Source organism: Sulfitobacter noctilucicola (assembly GCF_000622385.1).
Taxonomy (GTDB): domain Bacteria; phylum Pseudomonadota; class Alphaproteobacteria; order Rhodobacterales; family Rhodobacteraceae; genus Sulfitobacter; species Sulfitobacter noctilucicola.
In genome coordinates this window covers 2,673,418-2,697,656 of the sequence record NZ_JASD01000008.1, presented here as the reverse complement: position 1 = coordinate 2,697,656, position 24,239 = coordinate 2,673,418, and the positions used below count along the sequence as shown (strand labels likewise).

24 protein-coding genes and 1 riboswitch are annotated in these 24,239 nt (G+C 57.8%); of the genes, 8 read left to right on the top strand and 16 right to left on the bottom strand.

Annotated features, from left to right (window positions below; genetic code table 11):
- Positions 1 to 16 precede the first annotated feature (16 nt).
- The gene (locus Z946_RS0116805; protein WP_025056886.1) at positions 17 to 268 is read right to left on the bottom strand and encodes a hypothetical protein; all 252 of its coding nucleotides are present in this window, start codon (positions 266 to 268) and stop codon (positions 17 to 19) included.
- Between the two features lie 174 nt (positions 269 to 442).
- Here Z946_RS0116805 and Z946_RS0116800 point away from each other — a divergent pair, with 174 nt between their 5' ends.
- On the top strand, positions 443 to 625 hold the full coding sequence (locus Z946_RS0116800; RefSeq protein ID WP_025056885.1) for a hypothetical protein: 183 nt from the start codon (positions 443 to 445) through the stop codon (positions 623 to 625).
- Between the two features lie 3 nt (positions 626 to 628).
- Here the strand turns inward: Z946_RS0116800 and folE2 are convergent, their stop codons facing one another.
- Positions 629 to 1,723: a GTP cyclohydrolase FolE2 gene (gene folE2 / locus Z946_RS0116795; protein WP_025056884.1), complete on the bottom strand. Its 1,095-nt coding sequence runs from the start codon at positions 1,721 to 1,723 to the stop codon at positions 629 to 631.
- Positions 1,724 to 1,841: 118 nt separating this feature from the next.
- Entirely contained in the window at positions 1,842 to 3,020 is a 1,179-nt protein-coding gene (gene metZ / locus Z946_RS0116790) for an O-succinylhomoserine sulfhydrylase (protein ID WP_025056883.1), read from the bottom strand.
- Positions 3,021 to 3,085: 65 nt separating this feature from the next.
- Positions 3,086 to 3,162, bottom strand: a riboswitch (SAM riboswitch).
- An 86-nt stretch (positions 3,163 to 3,248) separates the two neighbouring features.
- On the opposite strand from metZ, the gene Z946_RS20805 reads away from it, so the two are divergent.
- The gene (locus tag Z946_RS20805) at positions 3,249 to 3,893 is read left to right on the top strand and encodes a glutathione S-transferase family protein (RefSeq protein ID WP_037969266.1); all 645 of its coding nucleotides are present in this window, start codon (positions 3,249 to 3,251) and stop codon (positions 3,891 to 3,893) included.
- A gap of 53 nt (positions 3,894 to 3,946) precedes the next feature.
- Here the strand turns inward: Z946_RS20805 and Z946_RS0116780 are convergent, their stop codons facing one another.
- From Z946_RS0116780 to ftsY, 3 genes are read right to left on the bottom strand one after another with little or no spacing between them, the layout of a single operon-like run.
- A complete protein-coding gene (locus tag Z946_RS0116780) occupies positions 3,947 to 4,552 on the bottom strand; it encodes an inner membrane-spanning protein YciB (protein ID WP_025056882.1) in 606 nt (201 codons plus the stop codon).
- Positions 4,553 to 4,561: 9 nt separating this feature from the next.
- The gene (locus Z946_RS0116775) at positions 4,562 to 5,464 is read right to left on the bottom strand and encodes a DMT family transporter (RefSeq protein ID WP_025056881.1); all 903 of its coding nucleotides are present in this window, start codon (positions 5,462 to 5,464) and stop codon (positions 4,562 to 4,564) included.
- Between the two features lie 13 nt (positions 5,465 to 5,477).
- On the bottom strand, positions 5,478 to 7,112 hold the full coding sequence (gene ftsY, locus Z946_RS0116770) for a signal recognition particle-docking protein FtsY (protein ID WP_025056880.1): 1,635 nt from the start codon (positions 7,110 to 7,112) through the stop codon (positions 5,478 to 5,480).
- 106 nt (positions 7,113 to 7,218) lie between these two features.
- On the opposite strand from ftsY, the gene Z946_RS0116765 reads away from it, so the two are divergent.
- Positions 7,219 to 8,115, top strand: coding sequence for a lytic transglycosylase domain-containing protein (locus Z946_RS0116765; protein WP_037969263.1), 897 nt, complete (start codon positions 7,219 to 7,221; stop codon positions 8,113 to 8,115).
- Positions 8,116 to 8,139: 24 nt separating this feature from the next.
- On the opposite strand, the gene Z946_RS0116760 is transcribed toward Z946_RS0116765, so the two are convergent.
- A complete protein-coding gene (locus Z946_RS0116760) occupies positions 8,140 to 9,867 on the bottom strand; it encodes an NAD(P)H-dependent oxidoreductase subunit E (RefSeq protein ID WP_025056878.1) in 1,728 nt (575 codons plus the stop codon).
- A 184-nt stretch (positions 9,868 to 10,051) separates the two neighbouring features.
- Here Z946_RS0116760 and Z946_RS0116750 point away from each other — a divergent pair, with 184 nt between their 5' ends.
- Positions 10,052 to 11,062, top strand: coding sequence for an alkane 1-monooxygenase (locus tag Z946_RS0116750; RefSeq protein WP_025056877.1), 1,011 nt, complete (start codon positions 10,052 to 10,054; stop codon positions 11,060 to 11,062).
- Between the two features lie 40 nt (positions 11,063 to 11,102).
- Positions 11,103 to 11,495 carry a hypothetical protein gene (locus Z946_RS0116745; RefSeq protein ID WP_025056876.1) on the top strand — a complete coding sequence of 131 codons (393 nt, stop codon included), beginning with the start codon at positions 11,103 to 11,105 and terminating at the stop codon, positions 11,493 to 11,495.
- Positions 11,496 to 11,570: 75 nt separating this feature from the next.
- Here the strand turns inward: Z946_RS0116745 and xseA are convergent, their stop codons facing one another.
- Positions 11,571 to 13,112, bottom strand: a complete 1,542-nt coding sequence (xseA, locus tag Z946_RS0116740; RefSeq protein ID WP_025056875.1) for an exodeoxyribonuclease VII large subunit — start codon at positions 13,110 to 13,112, stop codon at positions 11,571 to 11,573.
- A 70-nt stretch (positions 13,113 to 13,182) separates the two neighbouring features.
- On the opposite strand from xseA, the gene purD reads away from it, so the two are divergent.
- Positions 13,183 to 14,448, top strand: a complete 1,266-nt coding sequence (gene purD, locus Z946_RS0116735; protein WP_025056874.1) for a phosphoribosylamine--glycine ligase — start codon at positions 13,183 to 13,185, stop codon at positions 14,446 to 14,448.
- On the opposite strand, the gene Z946_RS0116730 is transcribed toward purD, so the two are convergent.
- Positions 14,445 to 15,137, bottom strand: a complete 693-nt coding sequence (locus Z946_RS0116730; protein ID WP_025056873.1) for an FG-GAP repeat domain-containing protein — start codon at positions 15,135 to 15,137, stop codon at positions 14,445 to 14,447. The genes purD and Z946_RS0116730 overlap by 4 nt on opposite strands.
- A complete protein-coding gene (locus Z946_RS0116725; protein WP_025056872.1) occupies positions 15,137 to 15,460 on the bottom strand; it encodes a 2Fe-2S iron-sulfur cluster-binding protein in 324 nt (107 codons plus the stop codon). Before Z946_RS0116725 ends, Z946_RS0116730 begins: the two co-directional genes overlap by 1 nt.
- A gap of 158 nt (positions 15,461 to 15,618) precedes the next feature.
- Here Z946_RS0116725 and Z946_RS0116720 point away from each other — a divergent pair, with 158 nt between their 5' ends.
- On the top strand, positions 15,619 to 16,182 hold the full coding sequence (locus Z946_RS0116720) for a peptidoglycan-binding domain-containing protein (RefSeq protein WP_025056871.1): 564 nt from the start codon (positions 15,619 to 15,621) through the stop codon (positions 16,180 to 16,182).
- A 68-nt stretch (positions 16,183 to 16,250) separates the two neighbouring features.
- Here Z946_RS0116720 and Z946_RS0116715 read toward each other — a convergent pair whose 3' ends face one another.
- From Z946_RS0116715 to rpiA, 6 genes are all read right to left on the bottom strand, one after another.
- On the bottom strand, positions 16,251 to 17,762 hold the full coding sequence (locus tag Z946_RS0116715) for a DegQ family serine endoprotease (RefSeq protein WP_025056870.1): 1,512 nt from the start codon (positions 17,760 to 17,762) through the stop codon (positions 16,251 to 16,253).
- 206 nt (positions 17,763 to 17,968) lie between these two features.
- Positions 17,969 to 18,163: a DUF2065 domain-containing protein gene (locus Z946_RS0116710; protein WP_025056869.1), complete on the bottom strand. Its 195-nt coding sequence runs from the start codon at positions 18,161 to 18,163 to the stop codon at positions 17,969 to 17,971.
- Positions 18,160 to 19,059, bottom strand: coding sequence for a protease modulator HflC (gene hflC / locus Z946_RS0116705; protein WP_025056868.1), 900 nt, complete (start codon positions 19,057 to 19,059; stop codon positions 18,160 to 18,162). Before hflC ends, Z946_RS0116710 begins: the two co-directional genes overlap by 4 nt.
- A complete protein-coding gene (gene hflK, locus Z946_RS0116700) occupies positions 19,059 to 20,279 on the bottom strand; it encodes an FtsH protease activity modulator HflK (protein ID WP_025056867.1) in 1,221 nt (406 codons plus the stop codon). The genes hflC and hflK overlap by 1 nt, the downstream gene beginning before the upstream one ends.
- 83 nt (positions 20,280 to 20,362) lie before the next feature.
- Positions 20,363 to 21,841 carry an FAD-dependent oxidoreductase gene (locus Z946_RS0116695; RefSeq protein WP_025056866.1) on the bottom strand — a complete coding sequence of 493 codons (1,479 nt, stop codon included), beginning with the start codon at positions 21,839 to 21,841 and terminating at the stop codon, positions 20,363 to 20,365.
- An 11-nt stretch (positions 21,842 to 21,852) separates the two neighbouring features.
- Positions 21,853 to 22,641, bottom strand: coding sequence for a ribose-5-phosphate isomerase RpiA (gene rpiA, locus Z946_RS0116690; RefSeq protein WP_025056865.1), 789 nt, complete (start codon positions 22,639 to 22,641; stop codon positions 21,853 to 21,855).
- A 201-nt stretch (positions 22,642 to 22,842) separates the two neighbouring features.
- On the opposite strand from rpiA, the gene Z946_RS0116685 reads away from it, so the two are divergent.
- The gene (locus Z946_RS0116685) at positions 22,843 to 24,216 is read left to right on the top strand and encodes an L-serine ammonia-lyase (protein WP_025056864.1); all 1,374 of its coding nucleotides are present in this window, start codon (positions 22,843 to 22,845) and stop codon (positions 24,214 to 24,216) included.
- Positions 24,217 to 24,239 lie beyond the last annotated feature (23 nt).

The following is a 24,239-nucleotide window of genomic DNA, read 5'->3' as shown; positions in this document are numbered from 1 at the left end:
CAGGCCCGATTGCGAATTAGATGTAGTATAGATCGCGGAAGACGTGGTGGATGATCTCTTCGCGCTTGAGACCTTTTTTCGCCAGCTCTGCGTCGGACAGTGCGTTCAGCGCTTCGGCCTGATCGTAACGACGCTGGCCAACGGAGCCTTTTGCCATGCTCTCACCTACGCGGGAAAACCAGTTTCCAACGCCAACAAAGAAGCGGCGGGTCAGTGCGATTTCGTGGTTCAGAACGGCGCTTGCCGCTGTAATCTCTTGGTAAGCCATAATTAATCTTTCGATTTGCCTGTGTTTCGTTGAGCTTCAGATAGGCCGATGCTGCACCGCAGAGAAGGCCTATTTCTGCATAGCCGCCCCCTCTCAAATGCATAAGCCGCAGGAACCGGCACTGAACCTATGCGTTGAGGGGGCAGACAAACCGTTAATATGAGAGGATCAAAAATGGCCGACCATGACAACGAAACAGACCAAGGCAAAGACCGCCGTCCCGAGGTAGCACGCGACGACAATCCAAAATCGCCGAAAGGCGCTCAGGAAAAATGGCACAACGCCGAAGCGACACTAGGGGAAGCACCCGCCAGCGACCCCAATGCGCAAAAGCGCGGTCGGGTCAGTGACGGGTGATCGTCAACCGACGTGAAATAACGTGTTAAACAGCTTGGGGTCGATGCTCTCCATTTCGAACGTCGGCCCCTCTGTCAGTATCGAGATTGCATCATGGCTGTGCAGGCTTTCCTGATGGCTGGCGATGACACGGAAATCCTTCACGCGCGGCTCTGCCAGCAGTTGCTCACAGAAAAGTCGTGCGGCGTCCTCGACAAAAATAGGATTGGCTGCGTTCAATTCCGCAAAAGCCTGCTCATCCTCGCGTTTGACCATCACTTGAGTCTCGGTCGGAACTGCCCGGCGGCAGGCATCAATCAGGTCTTCAAACCACAGACAATTGCTGTCGCAATCAATCACCGCCGAAATACGCGCAACCGATCGTTGCGAGTGAGGCGTGGCAAGTTGCCCTCTGGTCGCGCGGGCGTGCTCTGACAGCTCCAGCGAACAGGGGCAGGTGCTTGAATATACGTAATCCAGATGGATCATCTTCTGTCGCACGCCGGCTTTTTCCACCAACTCCAAAGCTACATCGTAATACTGATATCCTGACAAGCCGGACCGCAGGCTCTCGATCTTCATCGGAAAGCTGAACCGCATCTGGATACGCGCGTCCATACTCTCTAGGTCAGCTTTGTAATCATCCAGCGCGGCTTCGATCACCGCAAAGCTGAATGTCCGCTCAGCGTGTTTGTAAAAGCTGCGCATGATGCGGGACATGTTGATGCCCTTTTTATCCGCCTCAAGGCTGACCGACCCCGTCACAGAGGTCTCAAGCCGCACATCACCGTTGTCGCGGGTGTGGAAACCGATGGGCAGGCGGAAATTGGAAATACCAACGTGCTGGATCTGACGTTTTGCCCCACGGATTAGGCTGGAGGGCCCGTTTTGGAGGTCGGGCAATGTCGCTTTGTAATTGTCGCCAATGGCAAAATCGTCAGGATATGTCCGGTTGAACTCGGGATAGCCCGCATCATCCGACAACAGTCTTGCGACTGCCGGATCAAGCGCTTCAATTTCAGAACGAGTGGCACCTGCCGCCCATGCTTTGAGGGTCGCAAGCGCCTCTTCGGCAGCCGAACGTTCCGGTGCCTTTTCAACAGAAGTGATTGCATTCATGGGCTTAGCCCCCCCAACTTTGTACGCCCTTGATACTTAGGGTGCATCCCAAAGATTACCAACTAAGATATGACTTAGCTTGACATCGCTTTGGTAAACCGCTGAAAAACGGCAGTTTTCAGTTGGAAAGAGCCTGTAAGAAATCCTCTATCAAATCAACTTCATCTTCCAGTCCAACGGAAATACGCACCAATCCCGGTGTGATACCCAAGGCGTCCTTCTGGTCCTGCGGCAGGCGTTGGTGTGTCGTAAAGGCTGGCGGCGTAAGGATGGTTTTGGCATCCCCGAGGTTATTCGAGATGAGACCCACCTTGCATGCATTCAGGAATTTATAGGAGGCTTCCTTGCCGCCTTTAAGCTCAATCGCGAGCATCGTGCCGCCTGCGCCCATCTGTGCCATCGCCAGCGCGTGCTGCGGGTGGCTGGGCAGACCGGGATAAATGACCCGCTTCAGCGCCGCGTGTCCTTCAAGCTCTTGCGCGATCTTCTGCGCTGCATCTGTTTGGGCCCGCACGCGCAGGCGCATGGTCTCCAACCCCTTGAGCATGATCCACGCGGTAAACGGGCTCATGGAGCCGCCGGTATGCTTCATGTAAGGCTCAATCGTTTTGCGTATCAGATCGCGACTGCCCAGGATCACACCGCCCAAAGCACGACCCTGCCCGTCAATATGCTTGGTCGCAGAATAAATCACAAGATCAACGCCTTGCGCGACAGCCTTTGAGTAGATCGGCGTTGCAAACACATTATCGCAGACAACAAGCGCGCCGGCGGCGTGGGCCAGTTTCGCGACAGCTTCGATATCCACTAGCTCAAGCGCTGGGTTGGACAGGGATTCAAAAAAGACGGCCCGCGTGTCGGGCCGGATCGCGGCTTCCCACTGGGACAGATCGGCACCGTCAACCAAGGTTACCTCGACGCCAAATCGCGGCAAGATCTCTTCTGCGATATACAGACATGACCCAAAAAGCGCGCGGGCCGATACAACATGGTCACCAGCCTTGAGGATCGACATCATCGCACCGTTGACCGCAGCCATGCCAGATGCAGTTGCAAAGGCATCTTCCGCCCCTTCGAGCGCAGCGATGCGTTCTTCAAACATCGCAACTGTGGGATTGCCGTAACGGGCATAAATGAACTCGTCTGGTCCCGCGCTTTCAAACCGCGCTTCGGCATCTTCCGCACTGTCATACACAAAGCCCTGCGTCATAAAGATCGCTTCGGAGACTTCGCCATACTGACTGCGCCGCGTACCGGCGTGCACCGCTTTGGTGCTCTTGTTCCAATCCTTGCTCATGACCTTTTCCTTCCGCCCCGGTCCAAACCGGGCAATAAAAAACCCCAGACGCGGTCAAGCGAAAGGGGGCTTTCATCCTGACCTTTTAGCAGATTGTTTAACGTGGCCCGCAATCCGGTAACAAATCACCACAGGGAGTGGCTTACGCCTCTTGGCCTGCCTCGTCAATCATGCTTGGCATCCGTGCCGGTATCGGCATGATGGCTGCAGATACAAAGGAGCCTGCCCATGTCCGCCCCCATCGCGCTTTACTATTGGCCCACGCCAAACGGTTGGAAAATCTCTGTCGCACTGGAGGAGATGGGGCTGCCCTATGAAACACATCTGATCAACATCGGTGCAGGCGACCAGTTCGATCCAGAGTTTCTAAAGATTGCGCCCAACAACCGGATGCCTGCCATTGTGGACCCAGAAGGGCCGGATGGCGCGGCGGTGTCGGTCTTCGAATCAGGTGCGATCCTGCAATACCTTGCACGAAAGACCGGCCAGTTTGGCGGCACGACAGAGCGCGAGCGCATAGCCGTAGATGAATGGCTGATGTGGCAAATGGGCGGGCTGGGTCCGATGGCAGGACAGGCGCATCACTTTCTGAAATTCGCCAAAGAGGACGTGCCCTACGCCAAAGACCGTTACCGTGCGGAGACGGGACGGCTTTACGGCGTGCTTGACCGACAGCTGGCTCAAAACGAATTTGTCGCGGGTGATTTCATCTCTATCGCCGACTTCTCGATCTGGGGATGGGCATCATTGTGGGAAGGCCAGCAACAAACGCTTGATGACAAGCCGCATATGGCACGCTGGCTTGAGCTGATGGGTGCGCGTGAAGGTGTGCAGCGCGGTCGTGCGCTTCACGCGGAACTGCGCAAGAGCTAAAGAGCGGTACGTGTTTTTTGAGAAAAGACGTTCGGGCTTCTTACAGCACCGGATTACTTTGGCTCATCAATTTCTGTATATCGCTCCAGCGCCACGATCTGGCTCCAAAGGAACAGGAACATCAGGATCGGAAAGCCGAACGTTTCGATCTTGACCCATGCATCTGTCGACATCGTGCGCCACACGATTTCGTTCGCGACTGCAAGGCAGATAAAAAACACAGTCAACCGCCGCGTCAGCAGCATCCAGCCCTCCTGTTTCATCGGGATCATCTCTGACATCACGTAGGCAAGATAGCTTTGCCCGCGGATAAGGCCGATCGACAGAATAGCGGCGAAAAAGGCGTAGACGATGGTGGTCTTCATCTTGAAGAACCGTTCGTCATTGAACCACGCCGTCAGACCGCCGAAAAAGATCACCATAAAGGCGGTGAAAATCTGCATCCGGCTCAACTTGCCGGTCAAAATCCACAAGATACCCATGGCGATCAGTAGGATCGGCACAAAGATGAGCGTGGCCACGATAAATCCGGTATATTCCACCCCGCCCCACGTAAACACATCATCGCGGATGCGCAGATAGATCACGAAGAACAGCAAGGGCGGACCCAGCTCAAGGACCTGTTTGAGGATCGGGTTGATCGTCTTGGGTTCGTCCATGGGTCTCTCCTATCCGCCAAACTCAACTATCACAGCGCCCGCTGCGATCAATGCCATCAGGGCTACCCTTCTTGGGCCAACCGTCTCTTTAAGAAAAACAACGCCGATAAGTGCGGCAAACACGGTAGAAGTTTCGCGTAACACTGCCGCCTCTCCCACTTTGTCCAGCCGCGTTGCCATCATGATCGCGCCAAAGCTGAAGAACGCGATGATCCCGCCAATGACACCGCGCAGCATCAGCGGACCCAAATCCGGTGCCTGCTCCATCCGGATCCAGCGCCGCGCCGCAATAACCGGCATCACAAGACCGTCCAGCATGAAGAACCAAGCCAGAAAGGTGAAGGGGTTCTGCGTCGCCCGAATGCCGTAAGCGTCGTAGGTCGTATATAGTGCTACAAAAAGCCCCGTCAGCACGGCCAGCCCAAGCGCCGCGTTCAATGTGTCCCGCTCTGACACCAGATATTTCATGTTATAAAGCGCCAGACCGAAGATCCCGCTCAACAGCACGGCCATGCCCAGCCACTGGATGCCGGTGAAACGCTCTCCGAATATCACGTAGGCCCCGATGACGGCAAAAAGCGGCCCTGTGCCCCGCACCACCGGATAAACAACCGTATAGGCACCCTTGGTATAGGCCCATGCCTGTAGCAGCTTGTAGATCACATGAATAATGAACGCGCCCGCAAAGATGATCCACATATGCGGTTCGGGCCAAGGGACAACAAACAGCGCGAAGGGTGCCGCCATGACGCAATAGGAAAAATCAATCGCCCCGCGTGTCAGCCACGGATCATGCCGCCCTTTTTGCAATGCGCCGAACGCCGCGTGCAGAAATGCCGCCATAAGCGCCAATATCAGCGCAGCGTTGTGCCCCGCTTCCGTACCCTCGATGGAAAGGAGCCAGTCAGTCATGCGGAAAGATCATTCACCGTTCGTAACCCACAAGCGCATCTGCAAATTCCTGCGGATCAAAGGGGGACAGATCGTCAATCTGTTCGCCGACACCGATGGCATGGATGGGCAGACCGAATTTATCCGCCAGCGCCACCAACACACCGCCTTTGGCCGTGCCGTCCAGCTTGGTCATCACCAGACCGGATACATCCGAAATTTCCTGAAAGACCTTAACCTGATTGATCGCATTCTGCCCCGTGGTCGCGTCCAGCACCAACAACGTATTGTGCGGTGCTGTCTCGTCCTTCTTGCGGATGACACGCACGATCTTGGCCAGTTCTTCCATCAGGTCACCACGGTTCTGCAACCGGCCCGCTGTATCGATCAACAACAGATCGGCACCATCAGCCTCGGCCTTGGTCATGGCATCAAAAGCAAGGCTCGCCGGATCGGAGCCTTGCGCTGCAGTCAGAACCGGCACACCCGCCCTGTCGCCCCAGACCTGTAGCTGCTCTACCGCCGCAGCCCTGAAAGTATCCCCCGCCGCAATGACGACCTTCTTGCCCGCAGCGCGAAACTGGCTAGCCAGTTTGCCGATGGTCGTGGTCTTGCCGGAGCCGTTGACGCCAACGACAAGCACCACCTGTGGTGTCTTTGGATACAAGGGCAACGGACGCGCAACAGGCTCCATGATGCGGGCGATTTCGCTCGCCATCAGTTCTTTGATCTCGGCAACCGACAACTTTTTGCCAAAGCGTCCTTCGGACATGTTCGCAGTCACGCGCAGCGCTGTATCTACGCCCATATCTGCTGTGATGAGCAGCTCTTCGAGCTGTTCAAGCATGTCATCATCAAGTGTGCGGCGCACAACGGTCTTGGGCGTGCTACGCCCCATAAGACGGCCCAGAAGACCCGGCTTGGCCGCGCTTTGTGTGGCTGCGGCCAGATCGGGTGCCACCGGCGTCAACGTAGTGCGCAGTGGTTCGGTTTTGGCCTGCTCTGCCGCCTCTTCAGCGGCTTCCTGCGCTGCTTTTTCGGCGGCACTATGCGCTGCGGCCTCCGCCATATCGCGTTCTTCTTCGGTCTGACGTGCAGCTTCGGCTTCGCGTGCTGCTGCCTGCTCTTCCCTACGCAACTGATCCGCTATCCGTTTCTCTTCGGCCAGACGTTCTTCTTCAGCGGCGCGGTCTTCTTCGGCCAATCGGGCCATTTCAGCTTCTTGCGCAGCTGTCTCGGCCTCAATCCGTGCGGCTTCGTCGGCGGCGTCCTGAATGGCCTTTGCTTCGGCTGCACGGGCCTCTGCCTGTTCTCTCTCGCGCTGTTCCTGCTCTGCCTTTCGTGCGGCATCTTCCCGGGCGGCCTGCTCTGCCGCCAGCCGTTCCGCCTCCAGCCTTTCGGCCTCACGCGCTGCCACGCGGTCCGCTTCCCGAAGCGCCTCTTCTTCGGCTTGGGCGCGCGCTGCTTCGCGTGCCGCTTCCTCATCCGCCAAGGTTGCTTCGGCCGCGGCGCGGTCCTCGGTCTCTACCGCTGCGGCCGGAGCCTCGATCATCACCTCATCAACAGCGGCCTCTTCTTCGCCCCCATCGCTTACAATTGCTTCGAGACCCTCGTCGATTTTGGACGAGGATTTGAACAAACGGTCTTTAAGTTTTTTGAAAAACGCCAAGGAGGGTCTCCGCACCAGTTTCGATCAGACTTACCCCCTCCACGCGCCAGAGGGAAGTGTGGCCGTGGCAATTGACATAAGCCTTTGATCCCTGCACGAAAGGGCCATGCGGATCTTTTTGAGCCTTGTTTTTGCCGTTGTCGCCATTGCTACGGCTCCCTCTGCACAGGCAGAGCCGGGTACAATGTGTTCAAGCTCGAAATGGGGGCATCAGTTGTGCATCAGGCGGTCCCATTTCGTCTATGATACTTGCAATGCGATCAAGACTTTTTCCACACGTCACGGCCTCAACACCGATTTCTTTGCCCGTCTGATCTGGCAGGAAAGCCGTTTTGACCCCAACGCTTTGAGCCATGCAAACGCCCGTGGCATTGCACAGTTCATCCCATCCACTGCCAAACTGCGGGGACTTACGGACCCTTACAACCCGGCCGACGCGCTGGAGCACTCAGCGCAATACCTTGCAGAGATGGTCCGGCGCTACGGCAACGAAGGCATGGCGGCGATTGGCTATAACGGCGGCGAAAGGCGTGCCGAAGGGTTTCTGGTGGGCAAGGGTTTGGCCCCAGAGACGGTCAACTATGTGCCAATCATCACGGGGCTTAACGCCGAAGACTGGCGCAATGGAAAACCCAAACAACAGGACATGCGACTGTCCAAAACAGAAAGCTTCTTGCCAGCCTGCTATGCGATGGCACAAAAGCGCCGCATCACACCGCTGGCCCGCCCCAAACCGCCCGCGCCGAAATTCAAGCCATGGGGCGTGCAGGTCGGTTTTGCCCAATCCAAGAAAGCAGCGCAGGCCGCTGCGCGGTCAACCACCCGTTCGTGCAGAAGTGTTTTGGGCAATGAGAAAGCGGAACTGATTTATAAACCGCACAAAGTTTCGACCAAGAAGGGCTATTTCTTTGCCCGCTTCGGCCGCAACAGCCGTGATGGTGCGAAAAAGCTATGCGATACGATGCGCCGCAAGGGATGCCGCTGCCGAGTGATGCAGAACTAGACCCCGTGCATTCCAGCCATGGCTTTAAACCTCTTCGGGGAAATGCTTCATTACCATCCGTATCGGGTTCGGTGCCGCCTGCCCCAGCCCGCAGATCGATGCATCGACCATCGCGGTGCTCAGCTCTTCCAGCAATCCCGTGTTCCATTGATCGGCCTGCATCAGCTTGACAGCCTTCTCGCATCCCACACGGCAAGGCGTACACTGGCCGCAACTTTCATCCTCGAAGAACCGCAACATATTAAGTGCGGCATCGCGTGCAGAATCGTTCTGTGACAGTACGACCACCGCCGCCGAGCCAATGAAGCTGCCATGCGGCTGCAGCGTGTCAAAGTCCAACGGAATGTCATCCATCGATGCGGGCAGCAGCCCGGATGATGGTCCTCCCGGTTGGTACGCCTTGAATTCATGGCCTGCCGCCATGCCGCCAGCAGCCTCGATCACATCCAATATCGTTGATCCCGCCGGCAACAGATAGACACCTGGCTGCGCCACCCGTCCTGAAACCGAATAGGACCGCAAACCCTTTCGCCCGTTTTTCTCTGTTCCGGACAGCACCTGCGGGCCTTCGCGGCAGATACGTGCGATCCAATGCAGGGTCTCGATGTTGTGCACCAAAGTCGGTTGGCCGAACACTCCGACCTGCGCCACGAAGGGCGGGCGGTGACGCGGAATACCACGCTTGCCCTCGATGCTTTCTATCATGGCGGATTCTTCGCCGCAGATGTACGCGCCGGCACCGCGACGTAGTTCGATATAGCCGGCCTCCACGACACCTGCCTTTTCCAGCGCCGCGATCTCGCGCGTCAAGATTTCCAGCACTGCCGGATATTCGTCACGCATATAAAGATAGATGCGATCCGCCTCGACCGCCCAAGCGGCGATCAACATGCCTTCGAAAAACAGATGTGGCACCCGCTCAAGATAGTAGCGGTCTTTGAATGTGCCCGGTTCGCCCTCATCCCCGTTCACGGCCATATAGCGCGGTCCCGCGTTGCCGCGCACAAAGCCCCATTTCTTGCCCGACGGGAAACCCGCACCGCCCAGCCCGCGCAGACCTGCGTCAAGTATCTTGTCCTGAACGGCTTCCCAATCGCCCTCAGTGCGCAAGGTTGCGAGCGTTTCATACCCGCCTTCGGCAGCATAATCGGCATATGTCTCGTAATCGGGCACATGCGCATGGGTGTCGCCATTGGCCACGGCCTGCATGACTTTCTCAGGCGTGGCATGGTCAATGTGGTTGTGACCAAGCTCAAGCACCGGCGCGGTATCACAGCGGCCCATACAGGGCGCACGCAGAACACGGACTTCGGCGGGATCCAGTCCGTCCTCCAGGGCAGCCTTGAGCGCCTGCGCTCCGGCCAGCTCACACGAAAGGGAATCGCACACGCGAATTGTCAGTGCGGGCGGCGGGACCTCGCCCTCCTTCACCACATCGAAATGCGCATAAAACGTCGCAACTTCAAAAACCTCGGCCATCGAAAGGCGCAACTCTTCCGCCAAAGCCCGCAAATGTGCTGCTGACAGATGGCCAAAGGCATCCTGTATCAAATGCAGGAATTCGATCAGCAGATCGGCACGGCGCGGCCTGTCACCAAGCAACCCGCGCACATCTTCCCACGCGCTGTCGGTCAGCTGGCGTCCTTTGGTGTGGTGACGCCCCTTGCCCTTACCCGACTTCCAAACGCCTTTACGCGGCGCGCTTCCGGAACCGGCGTTTTCACCCGTCTTGTTGTCGTGATCCAGCGCCATGATCTCTTCCCTTCAGCCGATGTAAGTTTCGTTCTACCAATAATCATTCCGGCTCCACGCGCAAAAAACGACAATTCCGCCCTCCTTTGCGCGTACAGCGGTGGCGGTCTGCGTCACGATGTGACCTTTGCCGCGCTCCATTTCGCCTATAAGAAACCTGTCGTTAGTTTTAGGAACCCGAAGCATGTTTTGGTACGCCGTCGCCAGCCTGACCCCTGCGGTCCTTCTTGGGCTTGCCGCCCTCACTGGCGGCCCCTTCGCGGTACTCGCATTGCTGTCGATTACTGTGGTCGTATTCCTTCTCGACAAGCTTTCCGGCAGCTTACCCAATACCGAGGAATCCGGTCGCCGGTTGAGCCTCATTCTGGCAGCGGTTCACTTCCCGCTCTTGGGTCTTGGTGTCTGGGCGCTTGGCGGTATGAGCCTCAACACTCTGGAGAAGCTGCTCCTGTTCACGGGGCTGGGGCTATACTTTGGACAGGTGTCAAATTCCAACGCGCACGAACTGATCCATGCCACCTCGCGCTGGCCACGCAGGATCGGCTCGGCGATATATGTCTCGTTGCTGCACGGCCACCACGTCTCGGCCCATCTCAGAGTGCACCACGTCCATGCTGCGACAGATGCGGACCCCAACTCAGCCCGCACCGGTGAAGGCTTTTGGGCTTACGTCGTGCGGGTCTTTCAAGGCGAATTCATGCAAGGGCTGGAGGCCGAGAATGCGCACCGCGTCCGCGCGCGCACAAAGCCTGCCATCTGGAACCATCCCTATGTCGGCTATGTGGTCGGGGCTGCGGTTATGCTGCTGCTCGCGTTTATGATTGCCGGGGGCAAAGGTCTCATCGCTTATCTGGCGATCGCGCTTTACGCCCAGTTACAACTGCTGCTGTCGGACTATGTGCAGCACTATGGTCTGCGCCGCGAAGTGCAGCCGGATGGACGCACAGAGCCAATGGGACCGCATCACAGCTGGAACGCCCCCAAGTGGTATTCAAGCGCCATGATGCTGAATGCGCCAAAACATTCGGATCACCACATGCGCCCCTCCCGCGCCTTTCCCGCGCTGGAAGTCACGCCCGACACCATGCCTGTCCTGCCCCACTCGCTACCTGTTATGGCGGTCATCGCGCTCTTCCCGCCGCTTTGGCGCAGATTGATGGACAGGCGTGTGGCAAAATGGCGAAAATCCACCTGAACGGCTGGCCCCTGCGCGGATTATCTGCCAGTCTCGCTTTATGAAAGCACTTGCACCGATCCTCTTTCTTCTTGCCATGCCGGTTGCGGCACAGGATTTGATGACCGCCGAAGAGTTCGACACCTATACACGCGGCAAAACGCTGTACTTCGGCAAGAACGGTCAGGCATATGGCGCTGAAATATATCATGAAAACCGCCGTGTTGAATGGTCGTTCCTTGATGGCGAATGCAAGGAAGGCGAATGGTATGAAGACGCCGGACTGATCTGTTTTGTCTATGAAAACAACCCGGACCCGCAATGCTGGAGCTTTTCCCAGGGTGCCAATGGCCTGATCGCACGATTTGAGAACAACCCGACCACCACCGAACTATATGAAGCCCAAGACATCGGCGAAAAAATGCTCTGCCTCGGGCCCAAAATCGGTGTCTGACCACGTGGCCTGAAAACACGGGCTCCCCGCTTCATTTTGTCGGTACGCTCACACTTTGCTCGAAACTGGCATCCCCTAAAAAAGGGAACCCTGATCCTTCGCTGGTGGGGCCGCTTTCTTGGTGGGAGCTTTGCCGCCCACAACCATCCGGCCATCCGCAAATTCGATCTCCAGCACCGCCGCCTTTTTCGCAGCTTTTGTTCCGGTGACCACGGCTCCGTCTCCGCGCACCACCGCATACCCCCGCGCAAGGGTTGATTTGTAACTCAGCGTTTCGCGCAAACGTTCCATCGCGGCCAGCCGCTTTTGCCAATCCATCATTTGTCTCTGCGCCGCGCCGGACAATCGGGTGACAAGGCGCTGGAAACTCTCAGCCTTCGCATCGCGGTCACGCTGCAACGCGGCGGGTCGGAAGCCCTTTGCGCGGCTCTCATACCGGTCCCGTTTGGACGCGATACCTCTCGACAGTGCTGGCCCCAGCCGCGCCGCCAATCCGTTGAGACGCGTACGGTCATTGGCGATCCGCTGACGCAGGGTGGCAGGTCTTAACGATCCTGAAACATCCGCAAGACGTACCCGCCGGCGTTGAACACCTGCAATCAGCGCCGGGCCAAGCTGTTCGCCTGCGCGGTCCATGCGCTGACGTGGGGCATCCAGCAGCGTGTCTGCACGCGGCAAAGCCCGCGAGACATCGCGCAATCGCTGGCCTCTTGCTGTCAAACCGTTGCTCAAAAGCTGCCGCATCCGCGCGGATTGGTTTTCCAGCCACGCGGCAAGCTCGTGCCGGACAGGCACCGCAAGCTCCGCCGCGGCCGTCGGCGTCGGCGCACGCATATCAGAGACGAAATCGATCAGGGTTGTATCAGTCTCGTGCCCAACGGCAGAGATAAGAGGGATTTGCGATGCAGCCGCCGCCCGTGCGACGACTTCCTCGTTGAACCCCCACAAGTCCTCAACCGATCCCCCACCACGGGCAACGATCAGCAAATCCGGGCGCGGCAATGCGCCGCCGGGGGTCATGGCGTTAAAGCCTTCGATAGCGCGGGCCACTTCGGGCGCACATTTTGCCCCCTGCACAGCAACGGGCCAAATCAGCACCTTGCGCGGAAACCGGTCCCGCAGGCGGTGCAGGATGTCGCGAATAACAGCCCCCGAAGGTGAGGTGACCACCCCGATGACCTCTGGCAGGTAAGGAAGAGTTTGCTTGCGCGACGCATCGAACAGACCTTCGGCCGCCAACATTTTCTTGCGCTTCTCCAGCAAGGCCATCAAAGCGCCCATGCCTGCCGGCTTGATGTCTTCGATGACAATCTGGTATTTCGACTGCCCTCCAAAGGTGGTGATGCGGCCTGTGGCGACGACCTCCATACCCTCTTCGGGTTGCGTTTCCAGCCGTGCCGAAACACCTTTCCAGATCACGCCGGAGATCACCGACTTGTCATCTTTAAGATCCAGATAGATATGCCCCGATCGCGGGCGGCTGACACGGCCCACTTCGCCCTTGATGCGCACATGGCTGAATTCACCCTCAATCACGCGCTTGATCGCACCTGACAACTCCGTGACGGAGAATTCCGGGCTGTTCTGCCCTTCCATGGGATCGTCTATCAGGTCCATTGTGCCACCTTGTCACCGCGCATCCCACAGCTTAGAACGCCCCACAACAAAGTCCAAGGGAGTGCGCACCATGAACATCCTCATTTTAGGCAGTGGTGGACGTGAACACGCCTTGGCTTGGGCCACATTGCAAAATCCCAAATGCGACAAGCTGATCGTGGCCCCCGGGAATGCGGGCATCGCGATGATCGCCGACTGCGCGGCACTGGATATTATGAAAAGCGCGGCCGTCATCGCATTTTGCGAAGAAAACAGCATCGACTTCATCATTATCGGTCCAGAAGCACCGCTTGCCGTGGGTGTGGCCGATGATCTGCGTGCCGCTGGTTTCAACGTCTTCGGGCCCTCCGCCGCCGCCGCACAGCTTGAGGCATCCAAAGCGTTCACCAAGGACATCTGCGACGCGAGCAACGCGCCAACGGCCGCTTACGGGCATTTCACAAACCATGCCGATGCCCGCGCATACCTCACCACGCACGATGCGCCGATTGTGATCAAAGCGGACGGTCTGGCGGCAGGCAAAGGGGTCATTATCGCCATGACGAATGACGAAGCTGCCGCAGCAGTCGACGAAATGTTCGACGGTGCCTTTGGCGATGCAGGTGCCGAAGTGGTGATCGAGGAATTCATGGAAGGCGAAGAAGCGTCTTTCTTCGTGCTCTGCGACGGTGAGAACGTGCTGCCTATCGGCACGGCGCAAGATCACAAACGTGTGGGCGACGGGGACACTGGTCCGAACACCGGCGGCATGGGGGCATACTCCCCCGCGCCTGTCTTGACCGATGCGATTGCGGAAAAAGCATTGAACGAGATTATCCGCCCGACGATGGCAGAGATGGCGAAACGCGGCATGCCTTATCAAGGCGTCCTCTATGCTGGTTTGATGATAAAAGATGGTGAGCCGCGGCTTGTGGAATACAACGCGCGCTTTGGCGACCCCGAGTGTCAGGTCCTAATGATGCGGCTTGGTGCACAGGCGTTCGACCTGATGCATGCCGCTGCGGAAGGTCGTCTGTCAGAAATGCGCGTGAACTGGGCTGACGATCATGCCGTCACAGTTGTTATGGCCGCAAACGGCTACCCCGGTGCCTACGAAAAAGGGTCTGTCATTAAGGGGCTGGATGCCCTGCCCGAAGACAGCAAGAACATGACATTTCACGCCGGCACAGCGTCTGACAAAGGTGCGATTACTGCGACAGGCGGGCGCGTGCTGAACATCACCGCGCGAGGCGAAACATTGGCTGAGGCGCAGAAACGCGCCTATGCGATGGTCGATCAGATTGACTGGCCCGAAGGGTTCTGCCGCCGGGACATCGGCTGGCGTGCGTTAGATTAATCGCAGCGCAGCGCGGTGGCAAAGCTGCCGCGCCCATCGTGTGCCCCGATGTCTTGCACCGTGAAAGCATCTTCTGCAAAGCTGACGGCTGACAGCCGCGTCCAGTCACCGGTCGCCACAATCATCTCGGGACCGCCGTTACAGGTGCGAATGCCGCCGGCAATGTTATCTTCGCCAATCCGGTGATTGGTAAAGCCAGCTAAATCTGCAACCGGCTTGAGCGCCCCCGCCTCGAAACGCCAGACGCGGATGGTCTTGGCCAGATGCGGCCGGTCGACGTAGGCCAGTTCAATAAGGCCGTCCCCATCCAGATCAGCAGCACCAATCGGGGCCAACCAGCGGTTTGGACGTCCGATGTGCGGGGTCTCTGTGATTTTGCCCTCCGGCCCATAAATCGCCAGCGCAGCACCTTGGGTAACATCCGTTTCGATCACGACCACTTCCGGATTGCCGTCGCCGTCCACGTCCCAAAGACGGGGGGCCACATCCTCGAAAACGTGATCCTTCGGCAGGCGCACCAGAACAGAGCCGAGCCCTGTCACCTCGATACGCAGAGCACCGTACTCGATGGCGTCGCCTAGAACGGCGTGTGCGTACCGTGTTGTCGGCTCAACAAAGTGCGCTGCTGTTATCTGCTCTGCCGCCGCCGGAGCGGCCAGCACGGTCCCGAAAAGGACCGCACGCCACATCAGATTTGCTTCTCTGGCATCTGAACACGCAAACCGTCCAGCGCATCCGTGACCTTGATCTGGCATGTCAGGCGCGAGCGTGCCGGATCTGGCTCATAAGCGAAATCAAGCATGTCTTCTTCCATATCGTCCTTTGCTGGGATCTTCTCGACCCAAGCCGCATCGACGTAGACATGACAGGTTGAGCACGCACAGGCACCGCCGCAGTCGGCCTCGATGCCTGGAATATTGTTGTCGCGTGCGCCTTCCATAACGGTCATGCCATTGGCCACGTCCACAACGTGCTCTTTGCCGCCATGCTCTACGTAAGTGATTTTTGCCATGTCTGCTTTCCTGTTCAAAAGTGTTCGCATGTTTCTAGCGGCGGTGGCGCACATCGGCCAGTCCCTTTTCGCCGCAGGTCGTTTCCGACGCGGGCTTCTAGGCACAGCGGTCGAAACAGGCTACAAAGCCCCAAAATCCAGACCCGGAGGCACGGGCAATGATACAGGTACGATCCGTTTTTCCGCGCAAGCTGCGCGTGTCCCTTTGCCTTTTGGCGGGACTTACCCTTTTGGCGTGCGACCAGACAACACCAGGTACTGATGACGCACCGCCCGAACCCGGCGTGCTTGAGCCGACACGTAATGGTCCGCCCGGTGCAGCGCCCGGCACCTGTTGGGGCAAAACGGTCAGCCCCGCCGTGGTCGAGGTCGTCAGCAGCCGCGTGCAGATCAAAGCCGCCAAGGTGAACCCTGACGGCACCATCGGCAGCCCGCCGGTCTACCGCACCAAGGAAGAACAGGTAATCGTGTCACCGCGCAGGGACAATTGGTTTGAGACGCCCTGCCCTGATGTGCTGACCGAGGAGTTCGTTTCATCGTTGCAGCGTGCCTTGTCAGCACGTGGTCTTTATGGTGGGGCCGTTACAGGAAGGCTGGATCAAGCCACCCGCGATGCGGTGCAGGCCTTTCAGAAAAGCAACGGACGAGACAGTGCAGTGCTGACAGTCGCATCTGCGCGCGATCTGGGATTGATCGCAGTTCCCCGCACACCGACCGAATAACGGAATGGCAAAAGGGGCACCCGCTAGCGGATGCCCCATGAAAATCTGTTCGACAGTGACAGGTACGATCAGCCCAGTGTCAACGCCACAAAACGCGGGTCACCTGCGCGACGCACCAGCAAAAGCAGTGACTTCCGGCCGGCATCCTTAGCAGCGTCCACACGTGCTTCCAGTTCGCTGATGGATGTGACCTTTTGCTGGCCCGCTTCAGTGATGACATCACCTGTGCGCAGACCTTTCTCAAAGGCTTCGGACCCTTCATCGACAGCCGTCACCGCAAGGCCCATCATATCTGCATCAAGTCCCATCTCACCGCGGATCGCATCGGTAAGGGGGGAAAGCGTCAGCCCCAACAGATCCTTGGTCTCGGGCTCGGATTGCTGATCTGGTGTATCTTCGTCACCGGATGTCGCACCATTGGCGTCCTCACGCCGGCCCAAAGCGACCTTGATCGTCTGGCTTTTGCCTTCCCGCATCACGGTGACGCGCACATTTGCACCAACGGGGCTGTTGCCAACCTGACGGACCAGCGCGCGGGTATCAGCGACTTCGACACCATCAAATGACAGAATGACATCACCGGTCAGCAGACCTGCTTCTTTCGCAGGGCCATCGGGTACATCCGTGATCAGTGCGCCCGTCGCAGACGCGAGGCCCATGGCATCTGCAACGTCCTGCGTCACATCCTGAATACGTACACCAAGCCAACCGCGGCGTGTCTCACCAAATTCCTTGAGCTGATCGACAACACGCGTGACCACATTAGAAGCCATGGAAAACCCGATACCAATCGACCCGCCATTGGGAGAAAGAATCGCGGTATTAACGCCAATCACATCGCCGTCCATGTTGAACAGCGGACCGCCAGAGTTACCGCGGTTAATTGCGGCATCGGTCTGGATGTAGTCGTCATACGTTCCTGAAAGCGCGCGGTTACGTGCGGAGACGATACCAGCGGAAACAGAAAAGCCCTGCCCCAGCGGGTTACCCATCGCAATAACCCAGTCCCCGACCCGAGCGGCATTGCTGTCGCCAAATTTCACAAAGGGTAAAGGTGTCTCGGCCTCGACCTTCAACAACGCAATATCGGTGTTGGGATCTGTCCCGATGACTTCCGCCTTCAGTTCTTCGCCAGAGAAGAATTCGATTGTGATTTCGTCCGCACCCTCAATCACGTGATTGTTTGTAACGACAAAACCATCCTCGGAGATTACAAAGCCGGACCCCAGAGCAGACGACCGCCGCGGGCGCTGACCTTCGCCGTCACCACCGTTGTTGCGGTCCTGAAACTCGCGAAAGAAATCCTCAAACGGGGACCCTTCGGGTACAATTCCACGCGGTCCTGTCCGACCTTCGACCACGGTCGAGGTGGTAATATTCACAACCGACGGGCTAATCTTTTCAGCGAGGGGTGCCAAACTCTCGGGCTTGGCGAATGCGACAACCGACTGTGCCATCACCAACGCCAAGGCGAGCATCGCCAGCATCATCGCCTTGAAGACGGTCCCGTCACGCATCTGGCGTGCTCTGACTTGGGCCTGTCCTGCGCGCTGTTGTCTCACATTGGCCTGTGACTGCATGGGTGATCTCCTGCTTTGTTCTGGCGGGGCCATCGGGTAGCCACGCATCTCTTAAAGGCAGAGTGCATCGCGAACTCCCCTGCCGCAATATCAAAGATGTATCTGATCACGCGGTTTTCAACGGGTTGGACCTGCGCAAAATGCGGATTACGCGATGAAACAGCATTGATGAACAGATTTTTCGCTGGCGGCGCAGTCCAGGGTGATCAAACCCCGATCTGAAACGCAATCCAGACGAAAACCAAACCTGCAACAATGACAAGCGCACCGATCTGGCGGACAGCCCCTTCAGGCATCGCGCGCAGGGCTTCCAGCATACGTTCCAATAGCGAAGGGGCCAGTGCGTACACCAGCCCCTCGAAGATCATCACCAGCCCGATTGCCAGAAGCAACAGGCTCAATTGCGCTCACCCTCTTCAGAGCGGCTGCCCTGATCGGACCGCAGGTAGTTGAAGAATTCGCTATCCGGCGACAAGACCATGGTGGAGTTGTTGCCCTTCAAGGCTTCTTCGTAAGCGGTCAGCGAGCGGTAGAATTCAAAGAACTCCTGATCCTTGGTGTAGGCGTTTGCAAAGATCTTGTTGCGCTCTGCATCGGCTTCACCTTCGATGATACGAGCGTCCCGACGTGCTTCCGACAGGATTTCTTCGTAGGTACGATCAGCCAAAGCGATGACACGCTGCGCGGCTTCGCGGCCACGTGCACGTTCGTCTGTGGCTTCACGGTCCCGCTCGGCGATCATACGCTGCAAGGTTGCGTCAAAGTTCTGCTCAGGCAGGTTTGTCTGGCGCAGGCGCACGTCGACCACAGCAAGGCCCAAAGCATCAGCGCGGGCGTCGGCACGCACACGGATTTGCTCCATAAGGGCGGAACGCTCAGGCGACAGGATGGTGTTTGACGTGACACCCTGCGAACCCAGAACTGCACGGATCTGGGATTCCAGAATACCGGCCAGATCATTAACAGCCTGACGTTCGCCGCCTGCACCGATCGCTTGACGGTACTGAACGATGTCGTCGATCCGGTAGAGCACGAATGCGTCGATCTCCAAGCGGCGGTCATCCGCAGGCGTGACTTCGATCACCTCTGTCTCAAGGCTCAGAATACGGTCTTCAAAACGGACAACTTCGTCCAGAAGGGGTACTTTGAAACCGATGCCCGGCTCGGTCACGACCTGTTTGATTTGACCAAAGCGCAGCACAAGCACCTTTTCGCGCTCATCAACAACAAAGATCGCAGACAGTACAGCAACGATTGCAACCACCACGACAGGCAGCAAAAATCCCATCTTTTTCATTAGTTTGATCCTCCGCTGCGACGCAGCTCGTTCAGGGGCAGATAGGGCACGACACCCTGCTGTCCGGCACCACCGGCACCGCTCTCAAGGATGATTTTATCCACATCGCCAAGAACTTTCTGCATCGTCTCAAGATAGAGACGCTTGCGTGTTACTTCGGGTGCGGCGGAATATTCGGTCAGAACCGCCTCAAAGCGGCTTGCTTCACCAATGGCATCGTTCACCACACGGGCGCGGTAGCCTTCGGCAGCTTCCAGAAGCTCTGCTGATTCACCACGTGCTTCGGCAGTTCTCCGGTTGGCGTAGGCATCCGCCTGACGCTCAACTCGGTCACGTTCCTGCTCGGCGGCCTGAACGTCACGGAAGGCATCCACAACAGACCCTTGGGTCGTTGTGCCGTCTGCGTTGGTGATCACGACAGTCTGGCTTGGCGGGTCAACCTTGTTAAGGTTGACACGGAGCACGTTGATCCCTGTTTCGCGGTTATCGAGGGTTGTCTGGATCAAGGTCTTCACCTGATCGGCAACCGCACCACGGTCACGGCTCAGGATCGGTGCAAGCTCCGACTGGGCGATGACTTCACGCATCGCAGATTCGCTGATCGCCCGCACAGATGCTTCGGGATCGCGCAACGAAAACTTGAAGTCGCGCGCGTTTTTGATGTTCCAGACCACCTGAAAGTCGATGTCGACGATGTTCTCGTCCGTGGTCAGCATCAGTCCGTCATTGTCACTGTTTCCACGGCGCACACCCAGCTCTTCGGTGCGGTTGGTGGTGACGTCGAACACTTCCGCTGTCACCAGCGGCCATGGCGCAAAGTTCAGACCTTCAGTCCCGACTTCGCTGAATTCGCCAAGAAACAGCTCGATCGACTGCTGTTCGGGACGGACCGTGTAGAAGCTGGCAAAAGCCCAAGCAACAACTGCAACAACCAGACCCAAACCGACAGTGCCGCGTGTGAGGAGCGGACCATTGTTGTCGCCGCCGCCGCTACCATTACCACGCTCGCGACCATTGCCGCCGCCCATCAGAACGCGAAGCTGCTCCTGTCCTTTGCGGACAAGTTCGTCGATTTCCGGAATTTGTGGTTTGTCATTGCCGGGGCCGCGTCCGCCGCCATTGTTATTCCCGCGGTTGCCGGGCGTGTCTTTACGTCCATCGCCGTTGTTACCGCCTGAATTTCCGCCGCCGCCCCATGGGCCGCCGTTGTTACCAGCCATCTAGTTGTATTCCCCTCTTCGTACCGCAGCCTGCGGCCATCGTTCTATATTGTTATACGCATGTGTGGTCTTAGTGCTCAAAATCAAGCTGTCCGCGCGGGTTTGCGCATCGTCACCAGCTCCTCGGACATGGTCGGGTGAACCGCACAGGTGGCGTCAAACTGCTCTTTTGTAAGCTTTGCTTTGACCGCAATCCCGACCATCTGGATCAACTCACCCGCGTTAGGTGCGACGATGTGACAGCCCAGCACAACGCGGCTTTCCTTGCTCACGATCAGCTTCATCATAACACGGTTCGACTTGCCCGCGAACGAGGTCTGCATCGGTTTGAACGACGTGCAGTATACCTCGATTTCTTCCTGATCCTGCGCCTGCTCTTCGCTCAGTCCCACTGTACCCATCTCTGGTTGGGTAAAGATCGCACTGGGGATCAAGTCGTGATCGACAGGTGTCGGATCAGAACCGAACACCGTCTGCACAAAGGCCATGCCTTCGCGGATCGCCACGGGTGTCAGATTCACGCGGTCGGTAACGTCACCAATGGCGTAGATCGACGGCACGCCAGTCTGGCTGTACTCATCAACCTCGATTTCGCCCTTGCGGCCAAGTTTGACGCCCACGTCCTCCAGACCCATGTCATTGGTCGAAGGCATCCGGCCTGTCGCGAACAGAACCATATCGAAAACCTTTTCGGTACCGGTGCTGGCCTTAACCCAGATCGGTCCCTGCTGCCCTGCCACGGCACCGTCTGTCTCGGAGCGCATCGCTTCGGCTTCTTTATCCGACATGCCCATAGACGCATCAGAGGCCGTCGGCTGCGGGCCATCGTGTTTGTCTTTGGCAAGGCACATCTCGACGATATCGCTGCCGACATGCAGATCAACGCCGCTTTCTTTCATGCTTTCCGCAACCAAACCACGTGCTTCGTCATCAAAGCCACGCAAGATTTGTGCGCCACGGTAATACTGCGTTACCTCGACGCCCAAGCCATTCAAGATGCAAGCGAATTCACAAGCGATATAGCCACCGCCAATAATCAGGATCGACTTGGGCAGTTTTTCCAGCTGGAAGATATCATCAGACACAATGCCCAGATCGGCATTGGGGATATCGGGCCGCACGGGATAGCCGCCTGTCGCGACCAGAATATGCTTGGCCGATTTCGTCGTGCCATCCGCCAGTTCCACCGTATGGGCATCCTTGACCTTTGCGCGCTGGTCGAAGGTTTCGACATCCGCACCCGACAGCAGGTTGCGGTAGATCCCTTCGAGCCGGTCCAGCTCCCCGTTCAGCCGTTCGCGGAAACCGTGCCAGTTGAACGTACCGGCATGCATATCGTCCCACCCGTAGGCCGCGGCCTCTTCGGGCACGCTCGAATACTCGGACGCAAAAACCATCAGCTTTTTGGGCACACAGCCGCGAATAACGCAGGTCCCGCCATAACGGTCTCCTTCGGCAAGCCCCACCTTTGCACCATATTCACCGGCTGCTACACGTGCAGCACGCACCCCGCCAGAGCCCCCGCCGATGACAAAAAGGTCGAAATCAAATTTATCTGCCATGGGGCCAGTCCTTAGTCTGAGAGGTCGGAGAAAAGATTATCGGTCTCGACGAAATCAAGCCGTTCTGTCGAGCTTGTCCCCTCGTTTATGTCACGCACTTCCACCCGACCGTCGCCGTATCCGATAACCACCGCATCACAGATATCTATGAACAACCCGTTTTCAACCACACCCGGCATCTGGTTGATGACGAGGGCAAGCTGTCGCGGATTACCGATGCGGTTAAGATGCAAATCGAGGATGTGGTTGCCCTCATCCGTAACAAACGGCACGTCCCCGTTCATCCGCAGCGTAGACGTACGGCCAAGCACATCCATAGAGATCAGCGTTTCCTCCACCAGCGCTTGTGTGGTCTGCCAGCCAAACGGTATGACCTCAATCGGCAGGGGGAACGCGCCAAGGCTTTCGACCTCTTTGCCGATGTCAGCGATCACAATCATCTGATCGGATGCGGTTGCCACGATCTTTTCCTGCAGCAGCGCGCCACCGCCGCCTTTTATCAGGTTCAGGTCACCGTCAAATTCGTCTGCACCATCAATGGTCAGATCAAGCCACTTGGCTTCGTCCAGCGAAATCACTTCGATACCAACATCACGGGCGAGCATCGCTGTGCGGGAGGACGTCGGCACGCCTTTGATCCGCAGACCGTCGTCGCGGACCATTTCGCCCAGACAGCGCACCAGCCATGCCGCAGTCGAGCCGGTTCCCAGCCCCACACGCATCCCGTCTTCGACATATTGTGACGCACGTTTCGCAGCGACAAATTTAGCTTTGTCGATGGGGGAAAGTTCTCCGGCCATGGGGCAGCTCCGTAGATTGGGGTCTGGCGGGCGTTATAGGGAGATTCCCGTCAGTGTGCGAGTGCAGGAGACCGCTTTTTTTCACCACTTCCGCTTGACGATGTGAAATGGTCGCATTCACACGCGCAACGCGGTTGCAATGGGACGAAGCCTTGTGCCAAGCAAACTGGGATCACCGGTCCCCATACAAGGCACCAGCGCATGTTTCTCTCTGTCTTCGACATGTTCAAAGTAGGCATTGGCCCTTCGTCTTCGCATACTATGGGACCAATGGTGGCTGCCGCGCGCTTTCTGGACCTGATGCGCGGGTCTCCGTTCCAGTTTGCAGGTCTGCGGGCCTCGCTGCATGGCTCGCTCGCCTTTACCGGTGTCGGCCATGCCACGGACCGCGCTACCATATTGGGGCTGGCAGGTTTCACCCCCGAAACCTACGACGCGGCCAAGGCGGAGGGCACGCTGGAAGACATTACCAACACTGGACAGATCACCGTAGAGGGACTGCCGCCGCTTGCCTTTGATCCAAAGACCAGCCTGATCTTTGACTATGACACCAAGCTCGACGGCCATGCCAACGGCATGATGCTAATGGCCACCGATGCCCAAGGCGACGTGACCCTTCGCGAGACATACTATTCCATCGGTGGCGGTTTTGTGATGACCGAGGCCGAACTGACCGCAGGCAAGGACACCGACGAAGGCACGCCTGTCCCCTTCCCGTTTAAATCCGCCGCCGAGATGCTGGAGATGGGAAAAGCTTCGGGCAAGTCGATTGCCCAGATGAAACGCGCCAACGAAGTCGCCCGCAACGGCGAAATCCACCTGCGTGACGGGGCCAGACGGCTCTGGGAGGTGATGAACGACTGCATTGATCGGGGACTGACCACCGATGGCATCCTGCCCGGTGGACTGTCGGTCAGGCGACGCGCCAAGGGTATTCACGACGCGCTTATCGCGGAACGTGGCACGAACCTCAGTGCGCCTCACACGATCAATGACTGGATGAGCGTTTATGCGATGGCAGTGAACGAGGAAAACGCCGCCGGAGGACAGGTGGTCACCGCCCCCACAAACGGTGCCGCCGGCGTGCTTCCCGCGACCCTGCGTTACTACCTTGACCATGTGCCGGGCGCATCGCAAAGCCATATCGAAGATTTCCTGCTCACGGCCGCTGCCATCGGGGGTCTGGTCAAATTCAACGCATCAATTTCGGGGGCTGAAGCGGGCTGTCAGGCCGAGGTGGGGTCAGCCGCGGCCATGTCCGCCGCGGGCCTCTGTGCCGTCATGGGTGGCACACCTGAACAGGTTGAAAATGCGGCGGAAATCGCACTGGAACACCACCTTGGCATGACTTGCGATCCGGTCAAAGGATTGGTGCAGGTCCCTTGTATCGAACGCAATGGACTGGGTGCGATTAAAGCAGTGTCTGCCGCTTCGCTGGCCCTGCGTGGCGATGGTACTCATCTTGTCCCGCTGGACGCCTGTATTGAAACGATGCGGCAGACCGGCGCGGACATGTCTGAAAAGTACAAAGAAACGTCCCTTGGTGGCCTCGCGGTCAACATTCCCAATTGCTAGGCACACCAAAACGCCGGATTAAA